A 25,789-nucleotide genomic window follows, 5' to 3' on the forward strand; every position below is an offset into this window, starting at 1 on the left:
TGAATGTGGGTAGAATGCGGTTTTTTTCCACCTGCGGGGGTGCGCCTTGCGCGAAATCGTCCTGATAAACATCACGGGAGTCGACCGTCCGGGTCTGACTGCGGCCATTACCGGCGTTCTGGCCCAGGGTGGTGTGAACATTCTCGACATTGGTCAGGCGGTGATCCACGACACCCTGTCGTTCGGCATCCTGGTTGAAATTCCTGACACCGAGCAAGGCAAGTCGGTGCTCAAGGACATCCTGTTCACGGCTTACAAACTCGATCAGCAGGTGCGTTTCACGCCGGTGTCCGAAGAGGATTACCAGCAGTGGGTCGGCAATCAGGGCAAGAAACGCCACATCGTGACCCTGCTGACCCGCAAAGTGACCGCCGGGCAATTGCAGGCCGTGAGTTCGATCACCGCCAAATACGGCCTGAACATCGACCACATCGATCGTCTGTCCGGGCGCATGCCGCTGGACACGCCGGCTGATCAGGGCAAGGGCTGCATCGAGTTTTCCGTTCGTGGTGAAGCGGCTGATCCGCAAGCGCTGCGGGCAGAATTCCTCAGTGTCGCGCAGGAACTGAACGTCGACATCGCCTTCCAGGAAGATTCGCTGTTCCGTCGTAACCGTCGCCTGGCGGTGTTCGACATGGACTCGACGCTGATCGAAGCCGAAGTCATCGACGAACTGGCCAAGGCTGCCGGCGTGGGCGATCAGGTGTCTGCGATCACCGAGCGGGCGATGGCCGGCGAATTGGACTTCCGCGCCAGCTTCAAGGAACGCCTGGCCTTGTTGAAAGGGCTGGACGTCAGCGTACTGGATTCCATCGGCACCTCCCTGCGCCTGACCGAAGGTGCCGAAACCCTGTTCGCCGAGCTCAAGCGTCTGGGCTACAAAACCGCCATCCTGTCGGGCGGCTTTACCTATTTCGCCAAGCAATTGCAGGCCAAGCTGGGCATCGACTATGTGTTCGCCAACGAACTGGAAGTGGTCGACGGCAAGGTCACCGGTGTGGCGGTCGAGCCGATTGTTGATGCGCAGCGCAAGGCGGATCTGCTGAAGGAGCTGGCGCACAAGGAAGGTTTGCGTCTGGAGCAGACCATTGCGGTCGGCGACGGCGCCAACGATTTGCCGATGCTGGCGATTGCCGGGTTGGGCGTTGCGTTCCGCGCCAAGCCGCTGGTCAAGCAGTCGGCGAAGCAGGCGATTTCCACCTTGGGGCTGGATGGCGTGCTGTATCTGCTGGGCTTCCGGGATCGCGACGGGCAACTTTAAGAAAGATCAAAAGATCGCAGCCTGCGGCAGCTCCTACAAAGGAATATGCGTTTCCCTGTAGGAGCTGCCGCAGGCTGCGATCTTTTGCTTTTGTAGCCCCCGGTTAAAGCGTTTTCCACAATGAATCAAAATCCTCCTCTGCACTGACCACGCCGCTCACCGCGGCGTTGTCGTTTCTGGCGGTCTCCAGCGAGCGATAAGCAAACTGATTAAAGCTGTTGGTACTCGCCACTCGCCGATCCAGCCCGGCTCGGCGTTCCTGGCCGTTGGTGTTGATCAGCACTTTGCTGCCTTCCTGAAAGGGCAGGCGCGGGGCAAGCAGCGTGGCGGGCAGGTCGATGGCGCTGATCTCCGGTAGCAAAAGACCGCGTAAATATTGGCTGTGGTCATCACGGGTGCGCACCAGTTGCAGGCCGCAAGGCTCGGCGAAGGGCGCAACCTGCTCGACGCCCATCTGCGTGCCACCGCCGCGCACCTGGCGGATCCAGCGCACCACCGCGATGCTCCAGCCCTGCCCGGTAGAATCCTCGATACCGACCATCTCACCCGCCTGTAACTCGGCCGGCACAGCGCCGGGCCAGGCCAGGCAGTAACCGCCGGGGCTGTGATTGACCACTGACAGGACATGGGTCGGGAAGTGCTGATTGCGGTCGGATGCCTCGTGGCTGTCGTCATTCTGAAGCTGCGGGTATTCGATCTCTTCGTAGGGCAATAAAGCGTCTGCATTGCCTTGGGGAGCGGCGTCGAAGGCCTGGTGCCATTGGTCCTTTTCCCGGCCGGCCACTGACGTTACCGAAAACTGTGCAGGCCGGGCGCCGGGGTTTTTCAGGATGTCGCTGAATGAGCGTTGCCCACCTAGATAAAAGTGCAGTGCGCTCATGCCTATGCACAGGGTCAGCGTGCCTTGGCCGACGGTGCGCTGGAAACTGCGCTCGGCAGTCTGGCCCCAGGCGGCATGAAGGTGTTGCAACGTATCCAGGCTTAATTCTGCTGGCACGGGCAGCGGTGATGGACTGTCGTTTTTTTGCAAATGAGCTTCAATCGCCGCGACCAACGGCTGCGGATCGATCCCCAATAAGCGCTCTTGCTGCTCGGCCCGGAACTTGGTGCGGTAACGCGGTCCGGTGTCGAGGTCTGGCGCGACGGCAAACAGCCCGGTGGCCGGTTTGTCGGGTTGCAGCTTGATCCATTGGCTCCAGGGCTCCAGCACCTCGGCCACCCGGGCAATCTGGTGCTGGCGCAGTTGGTTGCAGCGTGAGGCGCCCAGCAGCAAGGCGACCACGTAAGTCTGTTCGATGCTCAGGTTTTGCGTCTGGCTGGCCAGCTCATCGCGCAGGCTCGTGTGCTGGAGCCGGTGCGCACAGGCGATCCGGTATAGCTCATGCAGCTCCAGCCACAGGCCCTCCGGCACCGGGCAATAGAGTTTGGTGGCGCGAATCAGCGGCCCGTTCAGGCAATGGATCGCCCGTTGCAGCGCCTGGGTCAGTAGCGGCGCATGGTCCTTGCTGAGCTTTGGTGTGATGTGCACGACGATCTGTTTATAGCCAACGGCCAAGTGACTTTGCAGTGCCTGGCAAAGGTTGGCGATCTTGCGCGAACGCTCGTCGAGCACAATCGACTGATGCAGGAAATGCTGCTCAAGGTGTTTGCAGACGTAATACACCTCGGGCCGCAGCAGTTCGAGCAATTGCAGGCGATTGTCGCTGGGCGTGAGCAGCTGGTTGAGTTCGCTCAGGCCTTGATACAGCTGGCGAGCGGTTTCGCCGATGTTGGCTTTGGGTAGATTGGCGATCCAGCGCTTGAGATCACGCGGGGTGGCTTCACAGAACGACAGGCGCAACTGCGTCGGGATCGGCGCGCGTAGCAGGAGGTGGGGGCTGGTCTCATCCATGCCGTGGAAAAACTCCAAGCGGTAAATGGGCAGTGAATGATCTGACTGTAGCAGCTATGGATTTATACCGTTTGTCTGTCAGTCGAGTGCCCTCCGGGCGTACTACTAATCTGACAGTCGTGCGACTGGATACGCACAGTCGTACGGCCTGCTGCCTACGCAGGGCAGGTCTCTTTGTAACTTCAAGGAGATGAAGTTTATGTCTAGATATGTAGTGGCAAATCAATGGGGCGGTAGTTCGGCACCCTGGCATCCGGGCGGAGACTGGACGCTAGGCGCGCGGGACAACCAGAACGTTGTCGCGATCGAGATCAAATCGGGCGATGGCGGGAAGAGTTTCACCGGCACCATGACGTATGCGGGTGAAGGTCCCATTGGCTTCAAGGCTCAGCGCACGGGCCAGAACCAGTACAACGTTGAAAATCAGTGGGGCGGCAACGATGCCCCGTGGCATCCGGGTGGCAAATGGGTCATCGGAGGCCGGGATAATCAGAACGTTGTGGCGTTGAGCGTGACCTCCGGCGATGGAGGGAAAAACCTCAGTGGCACCAATACCTACGCCAACGAAGGGCCGATCGGCTTCCGAGGACAGATAGAGTAACGGCACCACCGAAATGTCCGACCCCGCGAAGACGTTCGCGGGGTCGGATCAGGGGATCAGGCTTTTGCCAGACCCATGCCCTGGCCCATCTGCACCGGCGAACCGGCCGACAGCTCTTCAGCCCACTTCACTTGATCAGGCCCGAACAGCACGACAGCGGTCGAACCCAGTTTGAACCGACCCAGTTCTGCACCTTTCTCCAAATGGATCGGCGCACGGGCAGCTTCGTCGTAGCGGAAGGTTTTCAGCTCGCGTTTTGGCGGCGTGACCAGCCCGGCCCAAACGGTTTCGATCGACGCAACGATCATCGCGCCCACCAACACCACGGCCATCGGACCGCGCTCGGTGTCGAAAATGCATGCCACACGCTCATTGCGGGCGAACAGTTCCGGAACGTTTTCGGCAGTGGTCTGGTTGACCGAGAAGATCCGGCCCGGGATGTAGACCATCTCGCGCAGGGTGCCAGCCAGCGGCATGTGCACGCGGTGGTAGTCCTTCGGCGACAGATAAATCGTCGCGAAATCACCGCCCATGAACGGCGCTGCGTTGGCAGCGTCGCCGCCCAGCAATTCCAGCACGCTGAAGCTGTGGCCCTTGGCCTGGAACACGCGACCGTGTTCGATCGGGCCAAGTTGGCTGACCGCGCCGTCGGCCGGGCTGAGAATCGCGCCTGGCGTCTGGTCCAGCGGGCGAGCGCCGTCCTTCAAGGCGCGAGTGAAGAACGCATTGAAGTGCTCGTAGGCCGTCAGGTCTTCGACCAGTGCCTGCGACATGTCCACTTGATAACGCTTGGCGAACCAGGCGGTAAACGCGTTTTTGAACCAGCGCACGCGGCATTCGGCAATGCAGCCGGCCAGTCGCGACAGCAGGTGATGGGGCAGCAGGTATTGGCTGAGGATAAACAAACGCTTATTCATTAACTGTCCTTAAAAACCTTAAATCTCTACGGGGGTATCGGGGTGGTTGCCCCATTCGCCCCAGGAACCGGCGTAGCCTTTGACCCGCGGATAACCGAGGGATTTGGCCACCAGATAGGTGAAGCCAGAACGATGGTGAGTCTGGCAGTGGGTAATCACTTCTTTGTCTTTGCTGATCCCGAGCTTTTCCAGGATCTGCGGCATGTCGGTGCGGATGCGCAGGTTGCGCGTCTGATCCATGCCCGCGGTCCATTCGAAATTGACCGCGCCGGGAATGTGCCCGGCCTTGGCCGCCAGGACTTTCTCGCCGGAGTACTCCAGCGGCCCACGCGCGTCCCAGATTGCCAGGTCGGCGGCACCGAGACGGCTTTGCAGGTACTCGCGGGTGGCAGTGGGTTCGTCGTGCAAGGTCAACGCAACCGGGCCGCCGACCGGAGCCGGGATCTGGATCGACATGGGCAAGCCCTCTGCCAGCCAGGCCTTCAGGCCGCCGTCGACATAGTGGTACTTGCTGTGGCCGATGACATCCAGCAGCCAGATAAAGCGCCCGGCCCAACCGCCGCCTTCGTCGTCATAGACCACGTAGACCGCGTCCTTGTTGTGTCCCAGCTCACCGAACAACGCTTCGAGTGCCGCTTGCGGCGGCATCAGTCCCGGCGCAGGTGCCTGACCGAGTTGCGTGCGTTTCGGATCGACAAAACGCGCACCAGGGATATGCCCTTCGGCATAGCGGGCGCTGCTGGTCAGGTCCACCAGAATCAGTTCGCGGGAGTCGAGACGGGCGAGCAAGTCGCTCGGCTCGATGACCAGCGGCAAGCCAGAGAAGTCAGACATGTGAGGTCTCCAGAACACAAAGGGGAGGATTGTATAGCAGCGTCATTGGCCGCGGTGACTAAAGCTGTGCAGTGCCTTTTCGATGCACTGTCCGGTTTTGCCGAAGGCTTGCACGGTGATTTCCGAGAACGGCCCGCCGCCCTGATCCGCCACCACAATCATGATCACCCGACCATTATTGACCAGTGAGCGCAGCAGCAAGTGTTCGCCGCCGAACTGTGAGCGCAGGCTGGCCGGTAACAGGGCTGAGAATTGTGCGTTGTTGGCGGGTGTCAGGCGCACTTGGGCTTGTTGCGAGAGCAGACGTTGCAGCACGGTGCTCTGGCTGACGGCGAAGTTCAGACCGGCCACTTCTTTTGGCAGCCCGGCCGTCTGGTGCACTCGCAGATTGTCATGGGTGCGGTCGGCCATCAGGATCATCACCCGACGCATGCCGCACGCAACCAAAGCGTCCCGGGCAGACGTGGTCAAGTGCATGGCATTGGTGAAGCGACTCGGCTCGACCAGCAACTCGGCACACTGTTTGCGCCATTTCGCCAGGTCTTCGGCAGTCGGTGCCGGGGCCGGCAGCAAGCCTGCGTGAACGCGGTTCATGCCCCACGGCCAGATCAGCGACACGGCCGGGTGCCAAAGGTCTGGCATCGCATGATGGCGGGCGCTGTTGGCGGCCTGTTGGTGCAACTGCTGCTGCACGTCGTCCATCGGCATTTGCAGGTAAAGGCTGGTCAGGTACTGCCAGCGCTCACTGTGCGGACTGTCCCAGGCCTGTTGTGCCGACAGCGCCAGTCCGTTGGCCAGCAGCACCGTGTTGGCCGGCTGATTGAGCCAGCGGCGCAGGGTCGGATCGTCATCGAGGCGGTTCTGCTGGCGCAATGGATGATCGCTGTCGCGCGCGATGCGCAGCACTTTCACCAGCTCACGCTGCTCGTTGAGCAGCAGCCGATAACCCTGCTGCACCCAGATCGGCAGGCGCCAGATGTCCACGAGCGCCAGGCAGATATCCAGCAGGCGAGCGCCGAACAATTGCTTTTCAACTTTGCGCGCCGACTCGCCTTTATGGATGACCCGCAGCTCCCATTCTTCGAGCAGCTGCGGATGGGTCAACGCCATCGGCCAGAGCGGCGAGAGAAACAGCAGGCTGCCCCAGTGGATGTCCTGCCACAGCCGCGCCAGGCGACTGGCGAAAAAACCGTTGGCCTGTTGGGTCGCGTGCTGGCTGATCAGCTGCAGCTGACGCAGGCCAACCGGGATTTCGGATTGAGGTTCGGCAGGCAGGCGGGCAAGCAGTTCTTCGGTGCGCTTCAAACCGAGGCGATTGATCGCCACCTCAAGGTTTTCCGCAGGCTCGGTCATGCTGCCATGGGTGTGGCGATTGGCTTCGCGAATCACGCACAAGGCCAGCGCGGGGCTGTCCTGTATCAGTTCGGCGATATCGCGCAGGGAGCTGCGGCTGTTGGCGATGGCCTTGCAGACACGGTCATGACTGGCTTGCGGAACCGGCAGGCGCACGCCATCGAGAAGCTTGACCCAGCCTTCGAGAGTGGTTGGTTTTGGAGTTGGAACGTTCGTTTCGTTAGCCATGGTTGGACGCGATCATCGTCTGCATTACCTATGCCCGGAGCGGGCCAAATTGGCTTTTCGCCTGAACTGGCTATAGTCTGGCGCAGTTTTGCCGATAAGTAGAAGAAGAGATTTTTTAACTTCCGAATATGACCTTGAACCCGACTCAGTAAGTGCTCTCCTACCTATGGCTAAATTAATCGGCATCATCGTCGTATTCGCGAGCGTGCTCGGCGGATACGTGCTCTCCCACGGCAAAATTGCCGCCCTGATTCAGCCCTTCGAGGTGATGATTATTGGTGGTGCGGCACTCGGTGCATTTCTGCAGGCCAACCCCGGATACATGACCATGCACGTGCTCAAGAAATCCTTGGGCATGTTCAGTTCGCGTTTCAACCACACGTTCTATCTGGAAGTGCTGGGCCTGATCTACGAGATCCTCAACAAGAGCCGCCGCGAAGGCATGATGGCTATCGAAGGCGATATCGAAGATGCCGCTGCGAGCCCGATTTTCGCCAAGTACCCGGCTGTGCTCAAAGACGAACGCATGACCGCGTTCATCTGCGATTACCTGCGCATCATGTCCTCCGGCAACATGGCTCCCCATGAGCTTGAAGGCCTGTTCGACATGGAGCTTTACAGCCTCAAGGAAGACCTCGAGCATCCATCCCACGCGGTGAACGGTATTGCCGACGCCATGCCTGGTTTCGGTATCGTCGCGGCGGTACTCGGTATCGTGGTGACCATGGCTTCCCTGGGTGAAGGCGATCAGAAATCCATCGGCCTGCACGTCGGTGCGGCACTCGTCGGTACCTTTTTCGGTATTCTCGCGGCGTACGGTTTCTTCGGTCCGCTGGCCCATTCCCTGGCCCACGATGCCAAGGAAGAACTGAACGTCTACGAAGCCATCAAGGCCTCGCTGGTGGCTTCCGCTTCCGGCATGCCGCCATCGCTGGCGGTAGAGTTCGGTCGTAAGGTTCTGTACCCGGCGCACCGTCCTAGCTTCGCTGAGCTGGAACAAGCGGTTCGCGGTCGCTAAGTCATGGAAAATAACCAGCCGATAATCATCAAGCGCGTCAAGCGCATCGCCGGCGGGCATCACGGGGGCGCCTGGAAAATCGCCTTCGCGGACTTCGCGACGGCGATGATGGCGTTCTTCCTGGTGCTGTGGCTGCTGTCCACCGCAACGCCTGAACAGAAGATCGCCATCGCCGGTTACTTCAAGGACCCGGTCGGCTTTTCCGAAAGCGGCACGCCGTACATCATCGACCTGGGCGGCACGCCGACCCTGGCGCCGGAGAACACCCTCAACCCCGAGGTGAAATCCCAGCCGCAGCCAGACAAGGTGACCATCGACGCCGAGCAGGTTGAAGGCATGGCCGAGCAGGTCGAGAAGGAACGTCTCGAGCTGTTGCTGCAAGAGCTGCAGACCAAGGTTGAAGAGAACCCGCAGCTGAAGAAATTCAAAGACCAGATCAGTTTCGAAATCACGCCGGACGGTTTGCGCATCCAGATCGTGGACGCCGAAAACCGGCCGATGTTCGACTCCGGCAGTGCTCGTCTGAAGCCGTACTTCGAAGACATCCTGCTGGCCATGGCCGACACCATTAAAGCGGTGCCGAACAAGATCAGCATCAGCGGCCACACCGATGCCAAGCCGTACACGGGCACCGGTGACTTTGGTAACTGGGAGCTCTCGGCCAACCGTGCCAACGCTGCACGTCGTGCGCTGGTCGCGGGTAGTTATCCGGATACTCAGGTGGCGCGGGTCGTCGGTTATGCCTCGTCGGCGTTGTTCGATCGCGAGCACCCGTTCAATCCGATCAATCGCCGTATCGACATCGTGGTGCTGACCAAGAAAGCCCAACGTGCCATCGAAGGTTCGCAAGGTGCGGAACCTGCGCCGGAGCAAACACCAACGCAAGGGCAGGGCGGCCCGGGCGAAGTGCCCGCCACGCCAGCCGATCCGAATGCGTTGCCGGCGGATAAGGAACCGTTGCCGGCGCATGAGCTTCGTGAGCGGTTGAACCTGTTCGATAACCCGGCGCCGAAGCCGGCGGAACCGCCGAAGCAGTGACCCACAAAAAAGCCGACAGCGATGTCGGCTTTTTTGTGCCTGCAAGAATGAATTTAAGTCCGACCGATTGCGGTAAAAATCAAGGAATGAGGGCATGTCCGAGAAAGGTGTAGGAAGTCTCCGAGACGTATAAACCGGGTTTTTCTTCGCTTAAGGCTCGCCTATAGTTTGTCCGTCGCCGACGAATCGGTGACGGACCTTAGCCGGTCGTTTGAGAGGAATGCACGAGCGCCCGTATAATCGCGGCGCTATTTGCTGCCTGACATATCTGTCTATGGTGGCTGTGCGTGGGACACCTTCGGGTGTGCCGGGTTCCTCTGACCGGTCGGCTAACCCACGTACAGCTGCCACTCCATTCGATTAGCCGCGAAAAGGGTGGGAGTTTCATCTTTCAGAAGGAATTCATACCGTGCCCAAATACCACCCGCTCCAAGGCAATTTCAGCGTCGGCCCGACGCTGTACATCGACACCGAAGCCCGGGCTTCCGATCTTCTTGAAACCGCCGTCCACCGACTCAACGCCGCGCGAAATCTGCTTAACAGCGTCACCTGCCTGTGCGTCAAAGACGCCGAAGGACACGACCTGGAGCATTTCGCCAATGCTGCGCACATGTTGATTCAGGATGGCTGTGACGCCTTGGATGCCCTGGGCTGGAAGTTGGAAAAAGCCGTACGCTGAAAATGAAAAAGCCGCGATCATCGCGGCTTTTTTGCACCTGGTCAGAAACCGCGTCGGATGCGGTTCTTGAGTTGGTCGTGGAACAGATCTGCATTTCCTTTGTAAATACCGCGAACCGACTCACTGATCGATTCCAGTCCTATCGAGCGTTTGGTTATCACCTCCTCACGATAAGCATCAATGAAAAAATTGATGTCCGTATCGCCGCTCAGTTTCGGCCATTTGTCGAGGTACAACGGTAAAGCGCTGGGGCCAACCTGGTACGAGCAGATGCGGCGATTGCTGATGGTCGCTTCGCCGATCTCGAACGGCACCCACCAGGACTGTGCGGTGTTCTCCGAAATCACGGCGAGCAAGTGCGTGCATGCGGTGATGTTGCGGGTGATGACCCCGGTGATGTCGTCAGTGGTTTGTGATTCCGGATCCAGCACGTCGAAATAGGTCTTGATGTTGGCTTGAATAAGACGGGTGTTAATGGCGATGGCGTGGGGCCGATCGCTATGGCGGTAGCTGATGAATACGGGCATCAGAAATGTCCTTTGATCGCGAGTTCGCGGTAATAGGCGCCGAGGGCGGTCAGGCGGCAGCCGGTGGAGTAGATGGCGGCGTAGTACATGTGTTCGGCGTCTACCGGTTCGATCAGGCTGTGGCGGTTGCACTTTTGCAGTTGGGAGAAGACTTCGCCGTGCTCTGGGTTGAACGTGGCTTCGGTAGGTTCGTAGCTTGGATCGAGGGCGAATATTGATTCCGCCTCTTTGAACCAGTCGGGCAGTTTGCGCAGAATCTCTTTGGGGATCAGCGGCGAGACTTCTCGCAATGAAATGAACTGCGACACATTGGTCTTGAACACCGGGCGCTGTTCCCATGCGTCGAGAGCGTTGTCGACAAATGAATAGAGGCTGCCGGGGGTAATCTTTCCCAATATGTTCGCGGCGCCGCCGTGCAGTGCTTGCAGCAACAGCCCAGTGAAGACGCCATGGTTGGCGCCTTCCATCGCCGGCTCTTCCTTTTTGCAAGCGGTGAGGATGGTCATGCCTTCGCACACCATGCTGCTTTCGCTGCGTAGCGCCCGCACTTCGCCCGCCGAGCCCGCCTGGCAGCAGTCGAGAATAATTACTTTGTTTTTGATTTTTACGGCTTTGGTCGCCCAGTTCAGGATGTCGCTGATGCGAATTCCATCCTTGGCGGATTTGTAGTCCTGGGGGATCAGCATGCCTTCGTCCGTATCGACGTCGAAGTTGCCGTGACCGGCGAAGTACAGCAGTGCAACGCTGCAATCGCCTGAAAACAATTCCTGGATATGCCCTTCGAGCTTTTCACGGCTCAGATAATCTTCGGCGGAGGTCAGGACCAGGTTCTTGAAATTCGGATCGCCATTGGCGTCGGTTTTCAGCACCGAAGCCATGGCCATCGCGTCGTTGTTGCAACCACTCAATTGCGAAACATGGCTGTAGTTATTAATGCCGATGAACAATCCTTTGCGCATGGTTCAGCCCGCCGCGTGAGTGCGAATGGCACTGATGATGCTGTTGGTGTTCCACGCACACTCCGCGTGTGCTGCCCGGCGCACCACGGTAGAAATCCGCTCCGCACCAAACGGCTTCACCGCAATGATCACCTTGCCCATTCGCCTGGCGATCTCGATTTCCTTGTTGATCCACTTGCTGTAGGTCGAATACATCCCCGCCATGATCAGCACTGCCGAGCAGGGGCGGATTTTGTTTTCGATGGCTTCTTCCAGCTGTTTGTCGGTTTTCGCGCCGATGATCGGGTTGTCCGGCGGCACCGAAAAATTTTTGAAGGTGAAGCCGGGTTTAGCGTTGAGCAGCCGCACGAGGTTGTCGTGGGCGTGGGGGTAATTCCACGAATGGCTGATGAACAAATGATAGGTTTGCATGGGTATCCCTCGGTATCGCCAAAATGCGAAGAGGGCTCGAATGTATGCACTTGAGTGGTCGCAACAAGACCTGCATTGATAAAGAGAATTCCCCTACAAACAGGCGCGCAAGAGCCTTACAGAAGTCTCTGACGTTTAAAGGGTGAGGATATTTGTAGGATGCTACAAGCGGCGCGCCGCCCCGTCAGTGTCGAGGCAGCGGGCGCGTCTGTTTAGTAGCTGGTTTCGGGCAGGCTGGCGATGATCGAGCGGTAGCTGTTCATCCGTTGCTGCTGCACGCGGCCTTCTTCAAGAGCCTTGAGCAAGGCGCAACCCGGCTCGCGGTCGTGCTTGCAGTCGCGAAAGCGGCAGGTGCCGATCAGGTCGTTGAACTCGATGAAACCGGCTTCGACGTCGGCACGGCTGACGTGGCCCAGGCCGAATTCGCGGATACCCGGGGAGTCGATCAACTCACCGCCACCGGGGAAGTGGAACAACCGCGCGGTAGTGGTGGTGTGAGTGCCCTGGCCGGACAACTCGGACAGCGGGCCGACACGGGCTTCGACTTCCGGCAGCAGGCTGTTGACCAACGAAGATTTGCCGACGCCGGACTGGCCGACGAATACGCTGATGCGTCCGTCCAGCTGTTCTTGCAGTTGCTCCATACCATTGCCGTGGTGCGCCGAGACTTCCAGCACCGGGTAACCCAGCGTGCGGTAAACCGCCAGCAAGGCATTCAACGCCGGGGCGTTCTGCTCGTCGATCAGGTCGAACTTGTTGAGCAACAGCAGCGGACGAATCCCTGCGTGCTCAGCAGCGACCAGATAGCGGTCGATCAAGTTGGCATGGGGCTCGGGCAGTGGCGCGAAGACGATGACGATCATGTCGACGTTGGCGGCTACAGGTTTGAGCTGACCACGGCTGTCCGGACGGCAGAGTTCGGTTTTACGCGGCAGTTGCGCCACGATTACACCGATGCCCTGGTTGCCGGCACGCCAGACCACCTGATCGCCGGTCACCAGCGCCGGCAGGTTGGCGCGCAAGTGACAGCGGAACACCTGGCCGGCCAAATCGCCATCGAGGGCTTCGACTTCGACCTGCACACCGAAGTGCGCGATCACCAGGCCCGTCTGTTCCGGACCCAGATCGCCACCCTCAAGTGCCTCGACAGCCGAGGACTCGCGTTTGGCGGCGCGGGCAGCGCGTTCGCCCTGAATCTTTTCGATGCGCCAGTTTTGACGACGATTGAGTTGGCGTTTGGCCATGGGTGTTCCGTATCAAGAATGCAGCGATTAGGTAAAACGGCCGCGAGTTTAGCACGCCCCGCCGGTTGCCTAGGCTAAACTGCGCAGCATTGCCTAGGAGCCGACACATGCAAAACCCGCAGAATCTGATCTGGATCGACCTGGAAATGACCGGTCTGAACCCTGATACCGACGTCATCATCGAAATGGCCACCATCGTCACCGACAGTGACCTGAACACCTTGGCCGAAGGTCCGGTGATCGCCATCCATCACAGCGACGAAATTCTCGCTGGCATGGACGAGTGGAACACCCGTCAACACGGCGGCTCCGGGCTGACCCAACGCGTTCGCGACAGCCGTATCAGCATGGCCGAAGCCGAAGCCGAGACCATCGCCTTCCTGGAACAATGGGTGCCGAAGGGCAAGTCGCCGATCTGCGGCAACAGCATCTGCCAGGATCGTCGCTTCCTTTATACCCACATGAAATCGCTGGAAAGCTTCTTCCACTACCGCAACCTCGACGTCTCGACCCTTAAAGAGTTGGCCGCACGCTGGGCACCGGACGTGCGCGACAGCTTCAAAAAGGGCAGCACTCACCTGGCCCTGGACGACATCCGCGAATCGATCGCCGAGCTGCAGCATTACCGCAAGCATTTCATCAAGTTCTGATGGAATTGAGGGCTGCACGGAATGTGCAATGCCCTCTTTTGGTGCCGTCCCTAAATGGCTAGACTGCGCGCCTTCCTGCAAGGACCGCCGCCATGTTGCTGATGCTTTACCTGATCGCCATTACCGCCGAAGCCATGACCGGTGCCCTGTCTGCCGGTCGTCGCGGGATGGACTGGTTTGGTGTGGTGCTGATTGCCTGCGTCACGGCTTTGGGTGGGGGTTCGGTGCGTGACGTGCTGCTCGGCCACTACCCGCTGACGTGGGTCAAACACCCGGAATACCTGGTGCTGACCTCGGTGGCGGCGATGTTCACGGTCTTCGCTGCACGCTGGATGCGGCACCTGCGCTCGCTGTTTCTGGTGCTCGACGCCGTGGGCCTGGTGGCGTTCACCCTCATCGGCTGCATGACCGCGCTGGAAATGGGCCACGGCATGCTGGTGGCTTCGGTCAGTGGCGTGATCACCGGGGTTTTCGGCGGCATCCTGCGCGATATCTTCTGCAACGACATCCCGCTGATTTTCCGCCGCGAACTCTACGCCAGCGTCTCGTTCGCTGCGGCGTGGTGCTACATGCTCTGCATTTACCTGCAATTACCGGGTGAACAGGCGATTTTGATCACGCTGTTTGGCGGCTTCCTGCTGCGTTTGCTGGCGATCCGGTTTCATTGGGAAATGCCGAAGTTCGTTTATAACGACGAAGCCTGACATCGCGCGGCCTCTGGTAGCAGCTGCCGAAGGCTGCGTCCGGCTGCGAAGCAGTCGTAATCTTGCAAAGCGAGTCCTTCGGCCTCGAACGCAGCCTTCGGCAGCTGCTACAGGAGTCCGTGTTGTTTCAACGCCCACTCCACATGCTCTCGCACCAACTCCGACGGGTAATCCCTGCGGGCCTTCAACGCTTCCAGCACCGGAATGCTAGACGGCGCGTTCCCCAGGCCTACCGCCAGGTTTCGCAACCAACGCTCATAACCCGCCCGGCGTAACGGCGAACCTTCGGTACTACTAAGAAACTTCTCCTCATCCCACATGAACAGCTCTGCCAACTCCGCGTTGTCCAGGTTGTGCCGTGGCTTGAAGTCGCTTTCGCCGGACGGACGGGCGAAGCGGTTCCACGGGCAAACGATCTGGCAGTCATCACAGCCAAATACCCGATTGCCGATCAGTGGCCGCAAATCTTCCGGGATCGCGCTTTTCAGTTCGATGGTCAGGTAGGAAATGCAGCGTCGGGCGTCGAGTACATAAGGGCCGACGAAGGCGTTGGTCGGGCAGATGTCGAGGCATGCGGTGCAACGGCCGCAATGTTCGGTGCTGTGTGGCGGATCGACGGGCAGCGGCAGGTCGACGAACAGTTCGCTGAGGAAGAAGTAACTGCCGGCCTTGCGATTCAAGACCAGGGTATTTTTACCGATCCAGCCAAGACCGGCCTGTTCCGCGATGGCTTTTTCCAGCACCGGCGCGCTGTCGACGAAAGCGCGGAAACCAAACGGGCCGATCTCGGCCTGAATTTTATCGGCCAGTTGTTGCACGCGTTTACGGATTAATTTGTGGTAATCACGGCCCAAGGCATAACGCGAGACGTAGGCTTTTTCCGGTTGTGCCAGGCGCTTGGCCATTTCAGTGTCGCCCGGCAGGTAGTCCATGCGTAGGGAAACCACCCGAAGTGTGCCGGGCACCAGCTCTTCCGGGTGTGAGCGTTTGCTGCCGTGGGCGCCCATGTAGTCCATTTCGCCGTGGTAGCCGGCCGCGAGCCAGCGCTCCAGGTGCTGCTCATGCTCGGCCAGGTCGAGGCCGCTGATGCCGACTTGCTGAAAGCCCAGCTCGCGGCCCCAGTCCTTGATGGATTGGGCGAGGGCGGGCAGGTCTGTGGTAATTGCGGGCATGAGGCGAGAGAAACCGGAGCTGAGGTGCGTATAATTCTGCCAGACATCGGAGCCCGAAGACGCATGCCGCACACTAAAGTTGATTTACCCGACGCGCTGTATAGCGCCGCGCAAGTGCGAGCACTCGATGCGAGCCTGATCGCGGCCGGCACACCGGGCTTCGAATTGATGCAGCGCGCGGCGCGGGCGACCTGGCGTGCGCTGGTCCGTCATTGGCCGACGGCGAACGAATTGAGTGTTGTGGCCGGCCACGGCAATAACGCCGGCGACGGTTATCTGGTGGCCGTGCTGGCCCGACGTGCGGGCTGGCATGTGCGGGTGCTGGCGGCCGGTGATCCCAAGCGTTTGCAGGGTGATGCGGCATTAGCCCATGCCGAGGCCGTGTCCGAAGGTGTCGCGGTTCAAGCCTGGAGCGCACAGTCCGAGTTGCGCGGTATCGTGCTGGATGCCTTGCTCGGTACCGGTCTGACGGGAGAGGTGCGAGAACCCTACGCGGGCGTCATCGCAGCGATCAATGGCAGCGGGCTGCCGGTTGCGGCAGTGGATATCCCTTCGGGGTTGTGTGCTGATACCGGCCGAATACTCGGCGCTGCGGTGCGGGCTGACCTGACCGTGACGTTCATCGGCCTGAAACTGGGCCTGTTCACCGGCGATGCTGCAGACGTGGTCGGCGAGTGGGTGTTCAACGATCTGCAGGCCTCCGCCGAGTCGTTTAACGGAGTCGCCATCAGTGCACGTCGCCTGACGGCCAGTTCCTTGCCGCGTCTGGCGGGCCGGGCTCCAACCTCCCATAAAGGCAAATTCGGCCATGTATTGCTGATCGGCGGTGATCGCGGCTTTGGCGGCGCCATCCTGCTGAGCGCGCAAAGTGCGCTGCGTAGTGGTGCGGGCATGGTGTCGGTGGCGACGCGCAGTGAGCATGTTCCGGCCGCGCTGGCGAGAATCCCCGAAGCCATGGTGCTGGGCACTTCGTCGGCCAATCAGCTGATGGAACTGCTGCAAAAGGTTTCCGTGCTGGTTGTCGGCCCAGGCTTAGGTCAGGCTTCCTGGGGGCGCAGCCTTTTGTCGGCGGCTGCCAATGCGCCGCTGCCGCAAGTCTGGGACGCCGACGCATTGAATCTGCTGGCCACAGAGCACGTGAGTTTGCCCAAGGATTGTGTGATCACTCCGCATCCGGGCGAAGCGGCGCGCTTGTTGGGGATCAGCACTGCCGAAGTGCAGGCCGATCGTCCTGCGGCGGCTCACGCATTGAGCAAAAAATACACAGCTGTCGTGGTGCTGAAAGGCGCCGGCAGCCTGATCGCCAGTCCCGATGGGCGCCTGGCATTGTGTCATCAGGGGCACCCGGCCATGGCCACCGCCGGTTTGGGTGATGTGCTGGCCGGTCTGGTCGGCGCGTTGCTGGCGCAAGGCATGGAGGCGTTCGACGCCGCTTGCCTGGCCGTCTGGCTGCACGCCAATGCTGGCGCGCAAGAAGGTAAATCGGGCCGTGGGCTGGCGGCCAGTGATCTGATTCCAGCCATTCGTCAGTTGTTGGAGGAGCAAGCACCGTGTCTGAAGTAACCCTGTACCTGGCTGATGAAGAGGCGATGACCGCGTTTGGCGCACGCATCGCACAAACCACCGAAGGGCACGGTCTGGTTTTTCTCGAGGGAGATCTGGGCGCGGGGAAAACCACGCTGTCCCGGGGCATCATCAGGGGGCTGGGGCATCAAGGGTCGGTAAAAAGCCCTACGTTTACCTTGGTCGAACCCTACGAGATTGGCGACATCCGGGCCTTCCATTTCGACCTCTATCGCCTGGTCGATCCTGAAGAGCTGGAGTACCTCGGCATCCGCGACTACTTCGAAGACGATGCGTTGTGCCTGATCGAGTGGCCCGAAAAGGGTGCAGGCTTTTTGCCAAAGCCCGACCTGACCATTACCATTAGCCCGCAAGATGGCGGGCGTTCGCTGAAAATTTTGTCCCAGGGCTCGCGTGGCGAGTCGTGGTGTGCCGCTTTGGCATTGGAAACCAATTAAATGATGGGGTTAGGTATGCGCTTTCGCGCGATGGTAGCTGCCGTAGGATTGTTGTTTTTGGCGGTGACCGTCGACGCTGTGGCCGAGACGAAGGTCAACAGCGTTCGCCTGTGGCGGGCTCCGGACAACACACGACTGGTGTTCGACCTGAGTGGTCCTGTCCAGCACAGTGTCTTTACCTTGACCGCCCCGGATCGGCTGGTCATCGACATCAATGGCGCGACTCTGGGGGCGCCGCTGAACGTCAACAGCTCGAACACTCCGATCACCGCCATGCGCTCGGCTCAACGTACGCCGACCGACCTGCGAGTGGTCATCGACCTGAAAAAAGCCGTGACGCCGAAAAGTTTTACCCTGGCGCCAAACGCCCAGTACGGCAATCGCCTGGTGGTCGACTTGTTCGACAACGCCGCCGACGCCGCGCCAATTCCGGCGCCGACCAACGTCGCGACGGTCGCCCCGGTACCGGTCACGCCGGTGGAGCCTGCGGTGAAGCTGCCGCCAGCCCCGGCCGGCAAGCGCGACATCATTGTGGTCATCGATGCCGGTCACGGCGGCGAAGACCCGGGTGCCTCCGGCTCTAGCGGTCAGCGTGAAAAAGACGTGGTGCTGGCCATCGCCCGCGAACTGCAGCGTCAGGTCAACGGCATGAAAGGCTTCCGCGCCGAACTGACCCGCACCGGCGACTACTTCATCCCGTTGCGTGGCCGTACTGAAATCGCCCGCAAGAAGGGCGCCGACCTGTTCGTTTCGATTCACGCCGACGCCGCGCCTTCGGCCGCAGCCTTCGGTGCCTCGGTGTTCGCCCTGTCTGATCGCGGTGCGACCTCGGAAACGGCCCGTTGGCTGGCCGACAGCGAAAACCGTTCCGACTTGATCGGCGGTGCCGGCAACGTCAGCCTCGACGACAAGGACCGCATGCTGGCAGGCGTGCTGCTCGACCTGTCGATGACGGCTTCCCTGACCTCCAGCCTGAACGTCGGTCAGAAAGTCTTGAGCAACATCGGTCGCGTCACGCCACTGCACAAACAGCGCGTGGAACAGGCCGGGTTCATGGTGCTGAAGTCGCCGGACATTCCATCGATCCTGGTGGAAACCGGGTTCATCTCCAACGCCAACGAAGCGTCCAAGCTTGCCGCAGCGAACCACCAGCAAGCGCTGGCGCGTTCGATCAGCAGCGGCGTGCGCCAGTTCTTCCAGCAGAATCCGCCACCGGGCACTTACATCGCCTGGCTGCGCGACTCCGGCGGGATCGCCCAAGGCCCGCGTGACCATCGAGTGAGCCCCGGCGAGACGCTGGCGATGATTGCCGTGCGATATCAGGTGTCTCCGGCCACGCTGCGCAGCGCCAACAACCTGTCGAGTGATGAGCTCAAGATCGGTCAGCACTTGACCATCCCCGGCACTGAACTGGCGGCCAAAGAATGAACCAGGTGCTGACCAACACGGCTCGCATCGAGCTGCTCAGCCCGCGACTGGCGAACCAGATTGCCGCCGGTGAGGTGGTTGAACGCCCGGCCTCGGTGATCAAGGAGCTGCTGGAAAACAGCCTCGACTCCGGCGCCAGGCGTATCGATGTCGATGTGGAGCAGGGCGGCGTCAAGCTGCTGCGGGTGCGCGACGATGGCAGCGGCATTTCGGCCGATGACCTGCCGCTGGCCCTGGCGCGACACGCCACCAGCAAAATCCGCAATCTGGAGGACCTCGAGCAGGTCATGAGCCTCGGGTTTCGTGGTGAAGCACTTGCCTCGATCAGCTCGGTGGCGCGTCTGACCCTCACCTCTCGCACTAAAGATGCCGATCAGGCCTGGCAGGTGGAGACCGAAGGCCGGGACATGGCGCCTCGCGTGCAGCCGGCGGCCCATCCGGTGGGCACATCGGTGGAAGTGCGCGACCTGTTCTTCAACACCCCGGCGCGACGCAAATTCCTCAAAACCGAAAAAACCGAATTCGATCACCTGCAAGAAGTGATCAAGCGTCTGGCGTTGGCGCGCTTCGACGTGGCGTTCCATCTGCGCCACAACGGCAAGACCATCCTCAGCCTGCACGAAGCCCATGACGACGCGGCCCGTGCCCGGCGTGTGGCGGCGATTTGCGGTTCGGGTTTCCTCGAGCAGGCGCTGCCGATCGAGATCGAGCGCAATGGCCTGCATTTGTGGGGTTGGGTCGGTTTGCCGACGTTCAACCGCAGCCAGGCAGACTTGCAGTATTTCTTTGTGAACGGCCGTGCCGTACGCGACAAACTGGTGGCCCACGCGGTGCGCCAGGCCTATCGCGACGTGCTGTTCAATGGTCGGCACCCGACATTCGTGCTGTTTTTCGAAGTCGATCCGGCAGGCGTGGACGTCAACGTGCACCCGACCAAGCACGAAGTGCGCTTCCGTGACGGGCGCATGGTTCACGATTTCCTCTACGGCACCCTGCACCGCGCCTTGGGCGATGTGCGGCCGGAAGACCATCTGGCCGCGCCGGTCGCGACGGCCATCGTTCGACCGACCGGCATTGATGCTGGCGAGTTCGGTCCACAGGGCGAAATGCGTCTGGCGGCCAATGCCTTGCTGGAGCAGCCTCAGGCTCAGCCGTCGTTCAATACGCCGGCAGGCTCGGGCGCTGGTGCCGGTTATCAATATCAGTACTCGCCGCGGCCTCAATCGGGTGTGCCTGTGGCTGAAGCTCAGGCCGCCTACCGTGAGTTTTTTGCGCCGCTGCCAGAAGCGAACGCGGTCGCGCTGCCGGCCGGGCAGGACGACATTCCGCCGCTGGGTTATGCACTGGCGCAGCTCAAAGGCATCTACATTCTTTCGGAAAACGCCCAGGGGCTGGTGCTGGTGGACATGCATGCCGCTCACGAGCGGATCATGTACGAACGCCTGAAAATCGCCATGGCCAGCGAAGGCCTGAGCGGTCAGCCGCTGCTGGTGCCGGAGTCCCTGGCGGTTAGTCAGCGTGAGGCCGATTGCGCTGAAGAGCACGTCGCGTGGTTCCAGCGCCTGGGCTTTGAATTGCAGCGTCTGGGCCCGGAATCCCTGGCCATCCGGCAGATTCCGGCCTTGCTCAAGCAAGCTGAAGCCAATCGATTGGTCAGTGACGTTCTGGCGGATCTGATGGAGTACGGCACCAGTGACCGGATTCAGGCGCACTTGAACGAATTGCTCGGCACCATGGCCTGCCATGGCGCGATTCGTGCGAATCGGCGCCTGGCCCTGCCGGAAATGAACGGTCTGCTGCGCGACATGGAAAATACCGAACGCAGCGGTCAATGCAACCATGGCCGACCGACCTGGACCCAATTGGGCCTGGACGATCTGGACAAACTGTTCTTGCGCGGTCGTTGATGAACCAGCTCCCTCCTGCGATTTTCCTGATGGGGCCGACCGCCGCCGGCAAGACCGACCTGGCCATCGAACTCACCAAAGTCTTGCCTTGCGAGTTGATCAGCGTCGATTCGGCGCTCGTCTACCGTGGCATGGACATCGGCACCGCCAAGCCCTCCAAAGAGCTTTTGGCTGAATTTCCACACCGATTGATCGACATTCTCGACCCGGCAGAGAGCTATTCGGCCGCCGATTTCCGTCGTGATGCCCTCGAAGCCATGGCCGAGATCACCGCGCGGGGCAAAATTCCGCTGCTGGTGGGCGGCACAATGCTCTATTACAAGGCTTTGGTTGAAGGTCTGGCAGACATGCCGGCGGCCGATCCGGACGTTCGCGCACAGATCGAAGAAGAAGCTGCACGCCTTGGCTGGCAAGCCTTGCACGAACAATTGGCCGTCATCGATCCGGAATCTGCGGCGCGTATACATCCGAACGATCCGCAGCGACTCAGTCGAGCGCTGGAAGTTTATCGCGTCAGTGGTCAGAGCATGACTGCACTCAGGTTGCGACAATCTGCGCAAAGTACTGAAGCAGCCGCCTCGGGACTGCAACAATTGCCCTATACTGTCGCGAACTTGGCCATTGCTCCGGCAAATCGCCAGGTATTGCACGAGCGAATTAAACAAAGATTCACGAATATGTTGGAACAGGGATTCATTGACGAGGTCGTAGCCCTGCGTAAGCGAAGTGACCTGCATGCCGGGTTGCCGTCTATACGTGCAGTAGGCTACCGACAAGTCTGGGACTACCTGGATGGCAAGCTGACGCAAGCCGAGATGCAGGAGCGTGGAATCATTGCCACGCGCCAATTGGCGAAGCGCCAGTTCACCTGGCTGCGCAGTTGGGCTGATTTACACTGGTTGGACAGCCTCGATTGCGACAATCTGCCGCGCGCCTTGAAATACCTTGGGACCATCTCCATATTGAGCTGAGTCCTTGCATTTGCCGTCTATCCTTGGGGGTGTGACGGCCACAAGCCATTTGTTTACCTATTTTTTATATTGAATCCTTAAAGGAGTGCGGCACATGTCAAAAGGGCATTCGCTACAAGACCCTTACTTGAATACTTTACGTAAAGAGAAAGTGGGGGTTTCCATCTACCTGGTCAACGGGATCAAGCTGCAAGGCACGATCGAGTCTTTCGACCAGTTCGTTATCCTGCTGAAAAACACCGTCAGCCAGATGGTTTACAAACACGCTATCTCTACAGTGGTGCCGGTTCGTCCAATTCGTCTGCCTAGCGCAACCGAATCCGAAGCAGGTGACGCTGAGCCAGGTAACGCCTGATAGGAGTCTCCTTTGTTCTTTGAGCGCCACGGTGGTGGTGAGCGAGTAATCCTCGTTCACTTGGATGGACAGGACCCTGAGGCGCGCGAAGATCCGCAGGAGTTTCAGGAATTGGCTAATTCGGCCGGCGCCGAGACCGTTGCGTTTTTTAACGTGCCGCGTCATCGGCCAACCGCCAAATTCCTGATTGGCAGCGGCAAGGTCGAGGAGCTGCGCGATCTGGTCCATGCCGAAAAGGCAGATCTGGTCATCTTCAATCACATCCTCACGCCCAGTCAGGAACGTAACCTCGAACGTGTTTTCGAGTGTCGCGTGATCGACCGTACCGGTCTGATTCTCGATATTTTCGCCCAACGCGCCCGTACCCATGAGGGCAAGCTCCAGGTAGAACTGGCCCAGCTTGACCACATGAGCACCCGGCTGGTTCGTGGCTGGACTCACCTTGAGCGTCAGGGTGGCGGTATCGGTATGCGTGGCCCGGGTGAAACCCAGCTGGAAACCGACCGCCGTTTGCTGCGGGTTCGCCTGCGACAGATCAAGGGCCGACTGGAAAAAGTGCGCAGTCAGCGCGAACAGTCGCGACGCGGCCGTTCACGTGCGGATATTCCTACCGTGTCCCTGGTGGGGTATACCAACGCCGGCAAATCCACGCTCTTCAATAACGTGACGAAATCCGACGTGTACGCGGCTGACCAGTTGTTTGCCACGCTGGACCCGACCTTGCGCCGTCTGGAACTCGACGATCTGGGGCCGATTGTCCTGGCCGACACGGTGGGTTTCATACGCCACTTGCCCCACAAACTGGTCGAGGCGTTTCGGTCTACGCTCGAAGAGTCGAGCAACTCGGACCTGCTGTTGCACGTGATCGATGCGGCCGAACCGGATCGCATGTTGCAGATCGAGCAGGTGATGGTGGTGCTGGGCGAGATCGGTGCCCAGGACTTGCCGATCCTCGAGGTCTATAACAAACTCGATTTACTTGAAGGCGTTGAGCCACAAATCCAGCGCGACGAAAACGGCAAGCCCCAACGGGTCTGGCTGTCGGCGCGTGATGGCAGTGGTCTGGAATTGCTTGAGCAAGCCATTGCCGAGTTGCTGGGCGGTGATTTGTTTGTTGGCACCTTGCGCTTGCCGCAACGTTTTGCTCGACTGCGTGCGCAGTTTTTCGAACTCGGTGCGGTGCAGAAAGAAGAACACGACGAAGAAGGCATCAGCCTGCTGGCCGTTCGCTTGCCGCGGGTCGAGTTGAATCGACTGGTGAGCCGCGAAGGTCTGCAGCCGATGGAATTCATCGAGCAACACACTTTGCAATAAAAGCCTGGTAAAGCGGTTGTGCCGCGGTGACAGGCATTCTGTAGCATTGGTCGGCGCGCCGTGGGTGCGTCTTTGCTTTATCAGATGGAGAGCGCTATGGCTTGGAATGAGCCGGGTGGCAACTCGAATAATCAGGATCCTTGGGGTGGCAAACGCCGCAATAACGGCGACCGCAAGGGACCACCGGATCTCGACGAGGCCTTCCGAAAGCTGCAGGAAAGCCTGAACGGGTTGTTCGGTGGTGGTAAGAAACGCGGTGATGACGGTGGCGGTTCGGGCAGGAGTAGCGGCTTCGGCGGTCTGCTCGGTATCGGCCTGGTCGTGTTGGCGGCCGTGTGGCTGTACAGCGCGGTCTATGTAGTCGACGAGCAGGAGCAAGCCGTGGTGCTGCGCTTCGGCAAGTACTACGAAACCGTTGGCCCGGGCCTGAACATCTATTTCCCGCCGATCGATCGCAAGTACCTGGAAAACGTCACGCGTGAGCGTGCCTATACCAAGCAAGGTCAAATGCTGACTGAAGACGAGAACATCGTCGAAGTGCCGCTGACCGTGCAGTACAAGATCAGCAATCTGCAGGACTTCGTGCTGAGCGTTGATCAGCCGGAAATCAGCCTGCAGCACGCGACCGAAAGTGCCTTGCGCCACGTGGTGGGTTCCACCGCGATGGACCAGGTGCTGACTGAAGGTCGTGAATTGATGGCCAGCGAGATCAAGGAGCGTCTGCAACGCTTCATGGATACCTATCGCACCGGTATCACCGTCACTCAGGTCAACGTACAGAGCGCAGCCGCACCGCGTGAAGTGCAGGAAGCCTTCGATGACGTGATCCGCGCCCGTGAAGACGAGCAGCGTTCGCGTAACCAGGCTGAAACCTACGCCAACGGTGTCGTGCCGGAAGCCCGTGGTCAGGCCCAGCGCATCATCGAAGATGCCAATGGTTACCGTGACGAAACCGTCTCGCGCGCCAAGGGTGAGGCTGATCGCTTCACCAAGCTGGTGAGCGAGTATCGCAAGGCACCTGAAGTGACCCGTCAGCGTCTGTATCTGGACACCATGCAGGAAGTCTTCAGCAATACCAGCAAGGTTCTCGTGACCGGCAACAAGAATGGCCAGAGCAATCTGCTGTACTTGCCGCTGGACAAGATGGTCGAAAGCGGTCGCAACACCAGCACTCCGGTGACCGGCGCGGCAGCCTCCAGCAATGAAGCGAATGTGCGTGCAGCCGATCTGCAGCAACAGCAAGCACGTACCAGGGAGAGTCGCTGATGAGCAATAAATCGCTGATCGCCCTTATTGTCGGCGTCGTCGTGGCGATCGCTGCCTGGAACTGCTTCTACATCGTGGCTCAGACCGAGCGTGCGGTGCTGCTGCAGTTCGGTCGTGTGGTCCAGGCAGATGTTCAGCCGGGCCTGCATGTGAAAGTGCCTTACGTTAACCAGGTGCGCAAATTCGACGCACGCCTGATGACGCTGGATGCACCGACACAACGCTTCCTGACGCTGGAAAAGAAAGCCGTCATGGTTGATGCCTACGCCAAGTGGCGCGTGAAAGATGCCGAGCGCTTCTACACCGCGACTTCCGGCCTCAAGCAGATTGCTGACGAACGTCTTTCCCGTCGTCTGGAATCGGGCCTGCGTGACCAGTTTGGTAAGCGCACGCTGCACGAAGTGGTTTCCGGTGAGCGCGATGCGCTGATGACCGATATCACGGCTTCGCTGAACAAGATGGCGGAAAAAGAGCTGGGCATCGAAGTTGTCGATGTTCGGGTCAAGGCCATCGATCTGCCGAAAGAAGTGAACCGCAGCGTGTTCGAGCGCATGAGTTCCGAGCGTGAGCGTGAAGCTCGCGAGCACCGCGCCAAGGGTAACGAACTGTCAGAAGGCATTCGTGCCGACGCTGATCGTCAACGCCGCGTGTTGCTGGCTGAAGCCTATCGTGAATCCGAAGAGGTTCGTGGTGATGGTGACGCCCAGGCGGCTGCGATCTACTCCAAGGCCTACGGCCAGGATCAGGAGTTCTACGGTTTCTACCGTAGCCTGCGTGCCTACCGTGAAAGCTTCGCGAACAAATCCGACGTCATGGTCCTGGACCCAAGCAGCGACTTCTTCCGTTACCTGGAAAAAGCCAAGCCTTGATACGACGTTGACCTGAATCATCCCCCGCCTGACGGCTAACACCTCGGGCGGGGTGATCCTTTGGGAAAACGTGTGTATGATGCGGCAGCCGGGAAATTCCCGGCTTTTTTGCGTCTGCACGTTTGATTGCTGTTTTTTATGCAGGCGTCCGAGTTGAATGACTCGACAGGT

General features: G+C 59.8%; 25 protein-coding genes. 16 read left to right on the forward strand and 9 right to left on the reverse strand.

Annotated elements, in window-relative coordinates:
• Window positions 1-46 precede the first annotated feature (46 nt).
• Window positions 47-1,261 carry a phosphoserine phosphatase SerB gene (gene serB, locus ACYZTZ_RS30620; RefSeq protein WP_462000591.1) on the forward strand — a complete coding sequence of 405 codons (1,215 nt, stop codon included), beginning with the start codon at window positions 47-49 and terminating at the stop codon, window positions 1,259-1,261.
• Between the two features lie 103 nt (window positions 1,262-1,364).
• On the opposite strand, the gene ACYZTZ_RS30625 is transcribed toward serB, so the two are convergent.
• Complete coding sequence (locus ACYZTZ_RS30625; protein ID WP_462000592.1) at window positions 1,365-3,152, reverse strand: molecular chaperone; 1,788 nt, start codon at window positions 3,150-3,152, stop codon at window positions 1,365-1,367.
• 199 nt (window positions 3,153-3,351) lie between these two features.
• On the opposite strand from ACYZTZ_RS30625, the gene ACYZTZ_RS30630 reads away from it, so the two are divergent.
• Window positions 3,352-3,753, forward strand: a complete 402-nt coding sequence (locus ACYZTZ_RS30630; protein WP_462000593.1) for a lectin OAA family protein — start codon at window positions 3,352-3,354, stop codon at window positions 3,751-3,753.
• A 56-nt stretch (window positions 3,754-3,809) separates the two neighbouring features.
• On the opposite strand, the gene asd is transcribed toward ACYZTZ_RS30630, so the two are convergent.
• Genes asd through ACYZTZ_RS30645 form a run of 3 tightly spaced genes read right to left on the reverse strand, consistent with a single transcriptional unit; the run spans window position 3,810 to window position 7,085 of the window.
• Complete coding sequence (gene asd / locus ACYZTZ_RS30635) at window positions 3,810-4,670, reverse strand: archaetidylserine decarboxylase (protein ID WP_462000594.1); 861 nt, start codon at window positions 4,668-4,670, stop codon at window positions 3,810-3,812.
• Window positions 4,671-4,688: 18 nt separating this feature from the next.
• Entirely contained in the window at window positions 4,689-5,504 is an 816-nt protein-coding gene (locus tag ACYZTZ_RS30640; RefSeq protein ID WP_462000595.1) for a rhodanese-like domain-containing protein, read from the reverse strand.
• A 42-nt stretch (window positions 5,505-5,546) separates the two neighbouring features.
• Window positions 5,547-7,085: an HDOD domain-containing protein gene (locus ACYZTZ_RS30645; protein WP_462000596.1), complete on the reverse strand. Its 1,539-nt coding sequence runs from the start codon at window positions 7,083-7,085 to the stop codon at window positions 5,547-5,549.
• A 166-nt stretch (window positions 7,086-7,251) separates the two neighbouring features.
• Here ACYZTZ_RS30645 and motA point away from each other — a divergent pair, with 166 nt between their 5' ends.
• The 3 genes from motA to ACYZTZ_RS30660 all read left to right on the forward strand — a co-directional run bounded on the left by motA (window position 7,252) and on the right by ACYZTZ_RS30660 (window position 9,820).
• Window positions 7,252-8,103: a flagellar motor stator protein MotA gene (motA, locus tag ACYZTZ_RS30650; RefSeq protein ID WP_123369056.1), complete on the forward strand. Its 852-nt coding sequence runs from the start codon at window positions 7,252-7,254 to the stop codon at window positions 8,101-8,103.
• 3 nt (window positions 8,104-8,106) lie between these two features.
• Window positions 8,107-9,141, forward strand: coding sequence for a flagellar motor protein MotB (motB, locus tag ACYZTZ_RS30655; protein WP_462000597.1), 1,035 nt, complete (start codon window positions 8,107-8,109; stop codon window positions 9,139-9,141).
• A gap of 409 nt (window positions 9,142-9,550) precedes the next feature.
• On the forward strand, window positions 9,551-9,820 hold the full coding sequence (locus ACYZTZ_RS30660; RefSeq protein WP_462000598.1) for a hypothetical protein: 270 nt from the start codon (window positions 9,551-9,553) through the stop codon (window positions 9,818-9,820).
• A 41-nt stretch (window positions 9,821-9,861) separates the two neighbouring features.
• Here the strand turns inward: ACYZTZ_RS30660 and ACYZTZ_RS30665 are convergent, their stop codons facing one another.
• From ACYZTZ_RS30665 to rsgA, 4 genes are all read right to left on the reverse strand, one after another.
• Window positions 9,862-10,347: a toll/interleukin-1 receptor domain-containing protein gene (locus ACYZTZ_RS30665; protein ID WP_462000599.1), complete on the reverse strand. Its 486-nt coding sequence runs from the start codon at window positions 10,345-10,347 to the stop codon at window positions 9,862-9,864.
• Window positions 10,347-11,306, reverse strand: coding sequence for a caspase family protein (locus ACYZTZ_RS30670; RefSeq protein WP_462000600.1), 960 nt, complete (start codon window positions 11,304-11,306; stop codon window positions 10,347-10,349). Before ACYZTZ_RS30670 ends, ACYZTZ_RS30665 begins: the two co-directional genes overlap by 1 nt.
• A gap of 3 nt (window positions 11,307-11,309) precedes the next feature.
• The gene (locus ACYZTZ_RS30675) at window positions 11,310-11,717 is read right to left on the reverse strand and encodes a TIR domain-containing protein (RefSeq protein WP_123369060.1); all 408 of its coding nucleotides are present in this window, start codon (window positions 11,715-11,717) and stop codon (window positions 11,310-11,312) included.
• 212 nt (window positions 11,718-11,929) lie between these two features.
• Window positions 11,930-12,961, reverse strand: coding sequence for a small ribosomal subunit biogenesis GTPase RsgA (gene rsgA / locus ACYZTZ_RS30680; RefSeq protein WP_008153263.1), 1,032 nt, complete (start codon window positions 12,959-12,961; stop codon window positions 11,930-11,932).
• Window positions 12,962-13,068: 107 nt separating this feature from the next.
• Between rsgA and orn the strand changes: the two genes are divergently transcribed.
• Both orn and ACYZTZ_RS30690 read left to right on the forward strand, forming a co-directional pair.
• Entirely contained in the window at window positions 13,069-13,611 is a 543-nt protein-coding gene (gene orn, locus ACYZTZ_RS30685) for an oligoribonuclease (RefSeq protein WP_056746367.1), read from the forward strand.
• A gap of 92 nt (window positions 13,612-13,703) precedes the next feature.
• Complete coding sequence (locus ACYZTZ_RS30690; protein ID WP_008153267.1) at window positions 13,704-14,315, forward strand: trimeric intracellular cation channel family protein; 612 nt, start codon at window positions 13,704-13,706, stop codon at window positions 14,313-14,315.
• A 107-nt stretch (window positions 14,316-14,422) separates the two neighbouring features.
• Here ACYZTZ_RS30690 and queG read toward each other — a convergent pair whose 3' ends face one another.
• Window positions 14,423-15,487 (reverse strand): tRNA epoxyqueuosine(34) reductase QueG, encoded by a 1,065-nt coding sequence (gene queG / locus ACYZTZ_RS30695; RefSeq protein WP_461961574.1) that lies wholly within the window; start codon window positions 15,485-15,487, stop codon window positions 14,423-14,425.
• A 63-nt stretch (window positions 15,488-15,550) separates the two neighbouring features.
• On the opposite strand from queG, the gene ACYZTZ_RS30700 reads away from it, so the two are divergent.
• From ACYZTZ_RS30700 to hflC, 9 genes are all read left to right on the forward strand, one after another.
• Entirely contained in the window at window positions 15,551-17,050 is a 1,500-nt protein-coding gene (locus tag ACYZTZ_RS30700) for an NAD(P)H-hydrate dehydratase (RefSeq protein WP_462000601.1), read from the forward strand.
• Window positions 17,038-17,508 (forward strand): tRNA (adenosine(37)-N6)-threonylcarbamoyltransferase complex ATPase subunit type 1 TsaE, encoded by a 471-nt coding sequence (tsaE, locus tag ACYZTZ_RS30705; RefSeq protein ID WP_462000602.1) that lies wholly within the window; start codon window positions 17,038-17,040, stop codon window positions 17,506-17,508. The genes ACYZTZ_RS30700 and tsaE overlap by 13 nt, the downstream gene beginning before the upstream one ends.
• Window positions 17,509-18,936 (forward strand): N-acetylmuramoyl-L-alanine amidase, encoded by a 1,428-nt coding sequence (locus ACYZTZ_RS30710; protein WP_462000603.1) that lies wholly within the window; start codon window positions 17,509-17,511, stop codon window positions 18,934-18,936. It abuts the gene before it with no gap.
• On the forward strand, window positions 18,933-20,843 hold the full coding sequence (mutL, locus tag ACYZTZ_RS30715) for a DNA mismatch repair endonuclease MutL (protein ID WP_056746359.1): 1,911 nt from the start codon (window positions 18,933-18,935) through the stop codon (window positions 20,841-20,843). The genes ACYZTZ_RS30710 and mutL overlap by 4 nt, the downstream gene beginning before the upstream one ends.
• On the forward strand, window positions 20,843-21,814 hold the full coding sequence (miaA, locus tag ACYZTZ_RS30720; RefSeq protein WP_056746357.1) for a tRNA (adenosine(37)-N6)-dimethylallyltransferase MiaA: 972 nt from the start codon (window positions 20,843-20,845) through the stop codon (window positions 21,812-21,814). Before mutL ends, miaA begins: the two co-directional genes overlap by 1 nt.
• Before the next feature lie 94 nt (window positions 21,815-21,908).
• Window positions 21,909-22,169 (forward strand): RNA chaperone Hfq, encoded by a 261-nt coding sequence (hfq, locus tag ACYZTZ_RS30725; protein WP_007902656.1) that lies wholly within the window; start codon window positions 21,909-21,911, stop codon window positions 22,167-22,169.
• A gap of 12 nt (window positions 22,170-22,181) precedes the next feature.
• The gene (hflX, locus tag ACYZTZ_RS30730; RefSeq protein ID WP_010464197.1) at window positions 22,182-23,483 is read left to right on the forward strand and encodes a ribosome rescue GTPase HflX; all 1,302 of its coding nucleotides are present in this window, start codon (window positions 22,182-22,184) and stop codon (window positions 23,481-23,483) included.
• Window positions 23,484-23,579: 96 nt separating this feature from the next.
• Window positions 23,580-24,749, forward strand: a complete 1,170-nt coding sequence (gene hflK, locus ACYZTZ_RS30735; protein ID WP_056746354.1) for an FtsH protease activity modulator HflK — start codon at window positions 23,580-23,582, stop codon at window positions 24,747-24,749.
• Window positions 24,749-25,618 carry a protease modulator HflC gene (gene hflC, locus ACYZTZ_RS30740; protein WP_056746351.1) on the forward strand — a complete coding sequence of 290 codons (870 nt, stop codon included), beginning with the start codon at window positions 24,749-24,751 and terminating at the stop codon, window positions 25,616-25,618. Before hflK ends, hflC begins: the two co-directional genes overlap by 1 nt.
• Window positions 25,619-25,789: the final 171 nt, after the last annotated feature.

This window comes from Pseudomonas sp. LB3P58 (assembly GCF_054897895.1).

What these genes read in the sequence shown, in the direction of transcription:
- ACYZTZ_RS30640 (WP_462000595.1), bottom strand. Translation starts at nt 5,504, where the DNA reads ATGTCTGACTTCTCTGGCTTGCCGCTGGTCATCGAGCCGAGCGACTTG.
- mutL (WP_056746359.1), top strand. Translation starts at nt 18,933, where the DNA reads ATGAACCAGGTGCTGACCAACACGGCTCGCATCGAGCTGCTCAGCCCG.
- ACYZTZ_RS30710 (WP_462000603.1), top strand. Translation starts at nt 17,509, where the DNA reads ATGATGGGGTTAGGTATGCGCTTTCGCGCGATGGTAGCTGCCGTAGGA.
- ACYZTZ_RS30670 (WP_462000600.1), bottom strand. Translation starts at nt 11,306, where the DNA reads ATGCGCAAAGGATTGTTCATCGGCATTAATAACTACAGCCATGTTTCG.
- hflC (WP_056746351.1), top strand. Translation starts at nt 24,749, where the DNA reads ATGAGCAATAAATCGCTGATCGCCCTTATTGTCGGCGTCGTCGTGGCG.
- ACYZTZ_RS30625 (WP_462000592.1), bottom strand. Translation starts at nt 3,152, where the DNA reads ATGGATGAGACCAGCCCCCACCTCCTGCTACGCGCGCCGATCCCGACG.
- hflK (WP_056746354.1), top strand. Translation starts at nt 23,580, where the DNA reads ATGGCTTGGAATGAGCCGGGTGGCAACTCGAATAATCAGGATCCTTGG.
- ACYZTZ_RS30675 (WP_123369060.1), bottom strand. Translation starts at nt 11,717, where the DNA reads ATGCAAACCTATCATTTGTTCATCAGCCATTCGTGGAATTACCCCCAC.
- queG (WP_461961574.1), bottom strand. Translation starts at nt 15,487, where the DNA reads ATGCCCGCAATTACCACAGACCTGCCCGCCCTCGCCCAATCCATCAAG.
- orn (WP_056746367.1), top strand. Translation starts at nt 13,069, where the DNA reads ATGCAAAACCCGCAGAATCTGATCTGGATCGACCTGGAAATGACCGGT.
- rsgA (WP_008153263.1), bottom strand. Translation starts at nt 12,961, where the DNA reads ATGGCCAAACGCCAACTCAATCGTCGTCAAAACTGGCGCATCGAAAAG.
- ACYZTZ_RS30690 (WP_008153267.1), top strand. Translation starts at nt 13,704, where the DNA reads ATGTTGCTGATGCTTTACCTGATCGCCATTACCGCCGAAGCCATGACC.
- miaA (WP_056746357.1), top strand. Translation starts at nt 20,843, where the DNA reads ATGAACCAGCTCCCTCCTGCGATTTTCCTGATGGGGCCGACCGCCGCC.
- ACYZTZ_RS30700 (WP_462000601.1), top strand. Translation starts at nt 15,551, where the DNA reads ATGCCGCACACTAAAGTTGATTTACCCGACGCGCTGTATAGCGCCGCG.
- ACYZTZ_RS30630 (WP_462000593.1), top strand. Translation starts at nt 3,352, where the DNA reads ATGTCTAGATATGTAGTGGCAAATCAATGGGGCGGTAGTTCGGCACCC.
- ACYZTZ_RS30645 (WP_462000596.1), bottom strand. Translation starts at nt 7,085, where the DNA reads ATGGCTAACGAAACGAACGTTCCAACTCCAAAACCAACCACTCTCGAA.
- motB (WP_462000597.1), top strand. Translation starts at nt 8,107, where the DNA reads ATGGAAAATAACCAGCCGATAATCATCAAGCGCGTCAAGCGCATCGCC.
- hfq (WP_007902656.1), top strand. Translation starts at nt 21,909, where the DNA reads ATGTCAAAAGGGCATTCGCTACAAGACCCTTACTTGAATACTTTACGT.
- motA (WP_123369056.1), top strand. Translation starts at nt 7,252, where the DNA reads ATGGCTAAATTAATCGGCATCATCGTCGTATTCGCGAGCGTGCTCGGC.
- asd (WP_462000594.1), bottom strand. Translation starts at nt 4,670, where the DNA reads ATGAATAAGCGTTTGTTTATCCTCAGCCAATACCTGCTGCCCCATCAC.
- ACYZTZ_RS30665 (WP_462000599.1), bottom strand. Translation starts at nt 10,347, where the DNA reads ATGCCCGTATTCATCAGCTACCGCCATAGCGATCGGCCCCACGCCATC.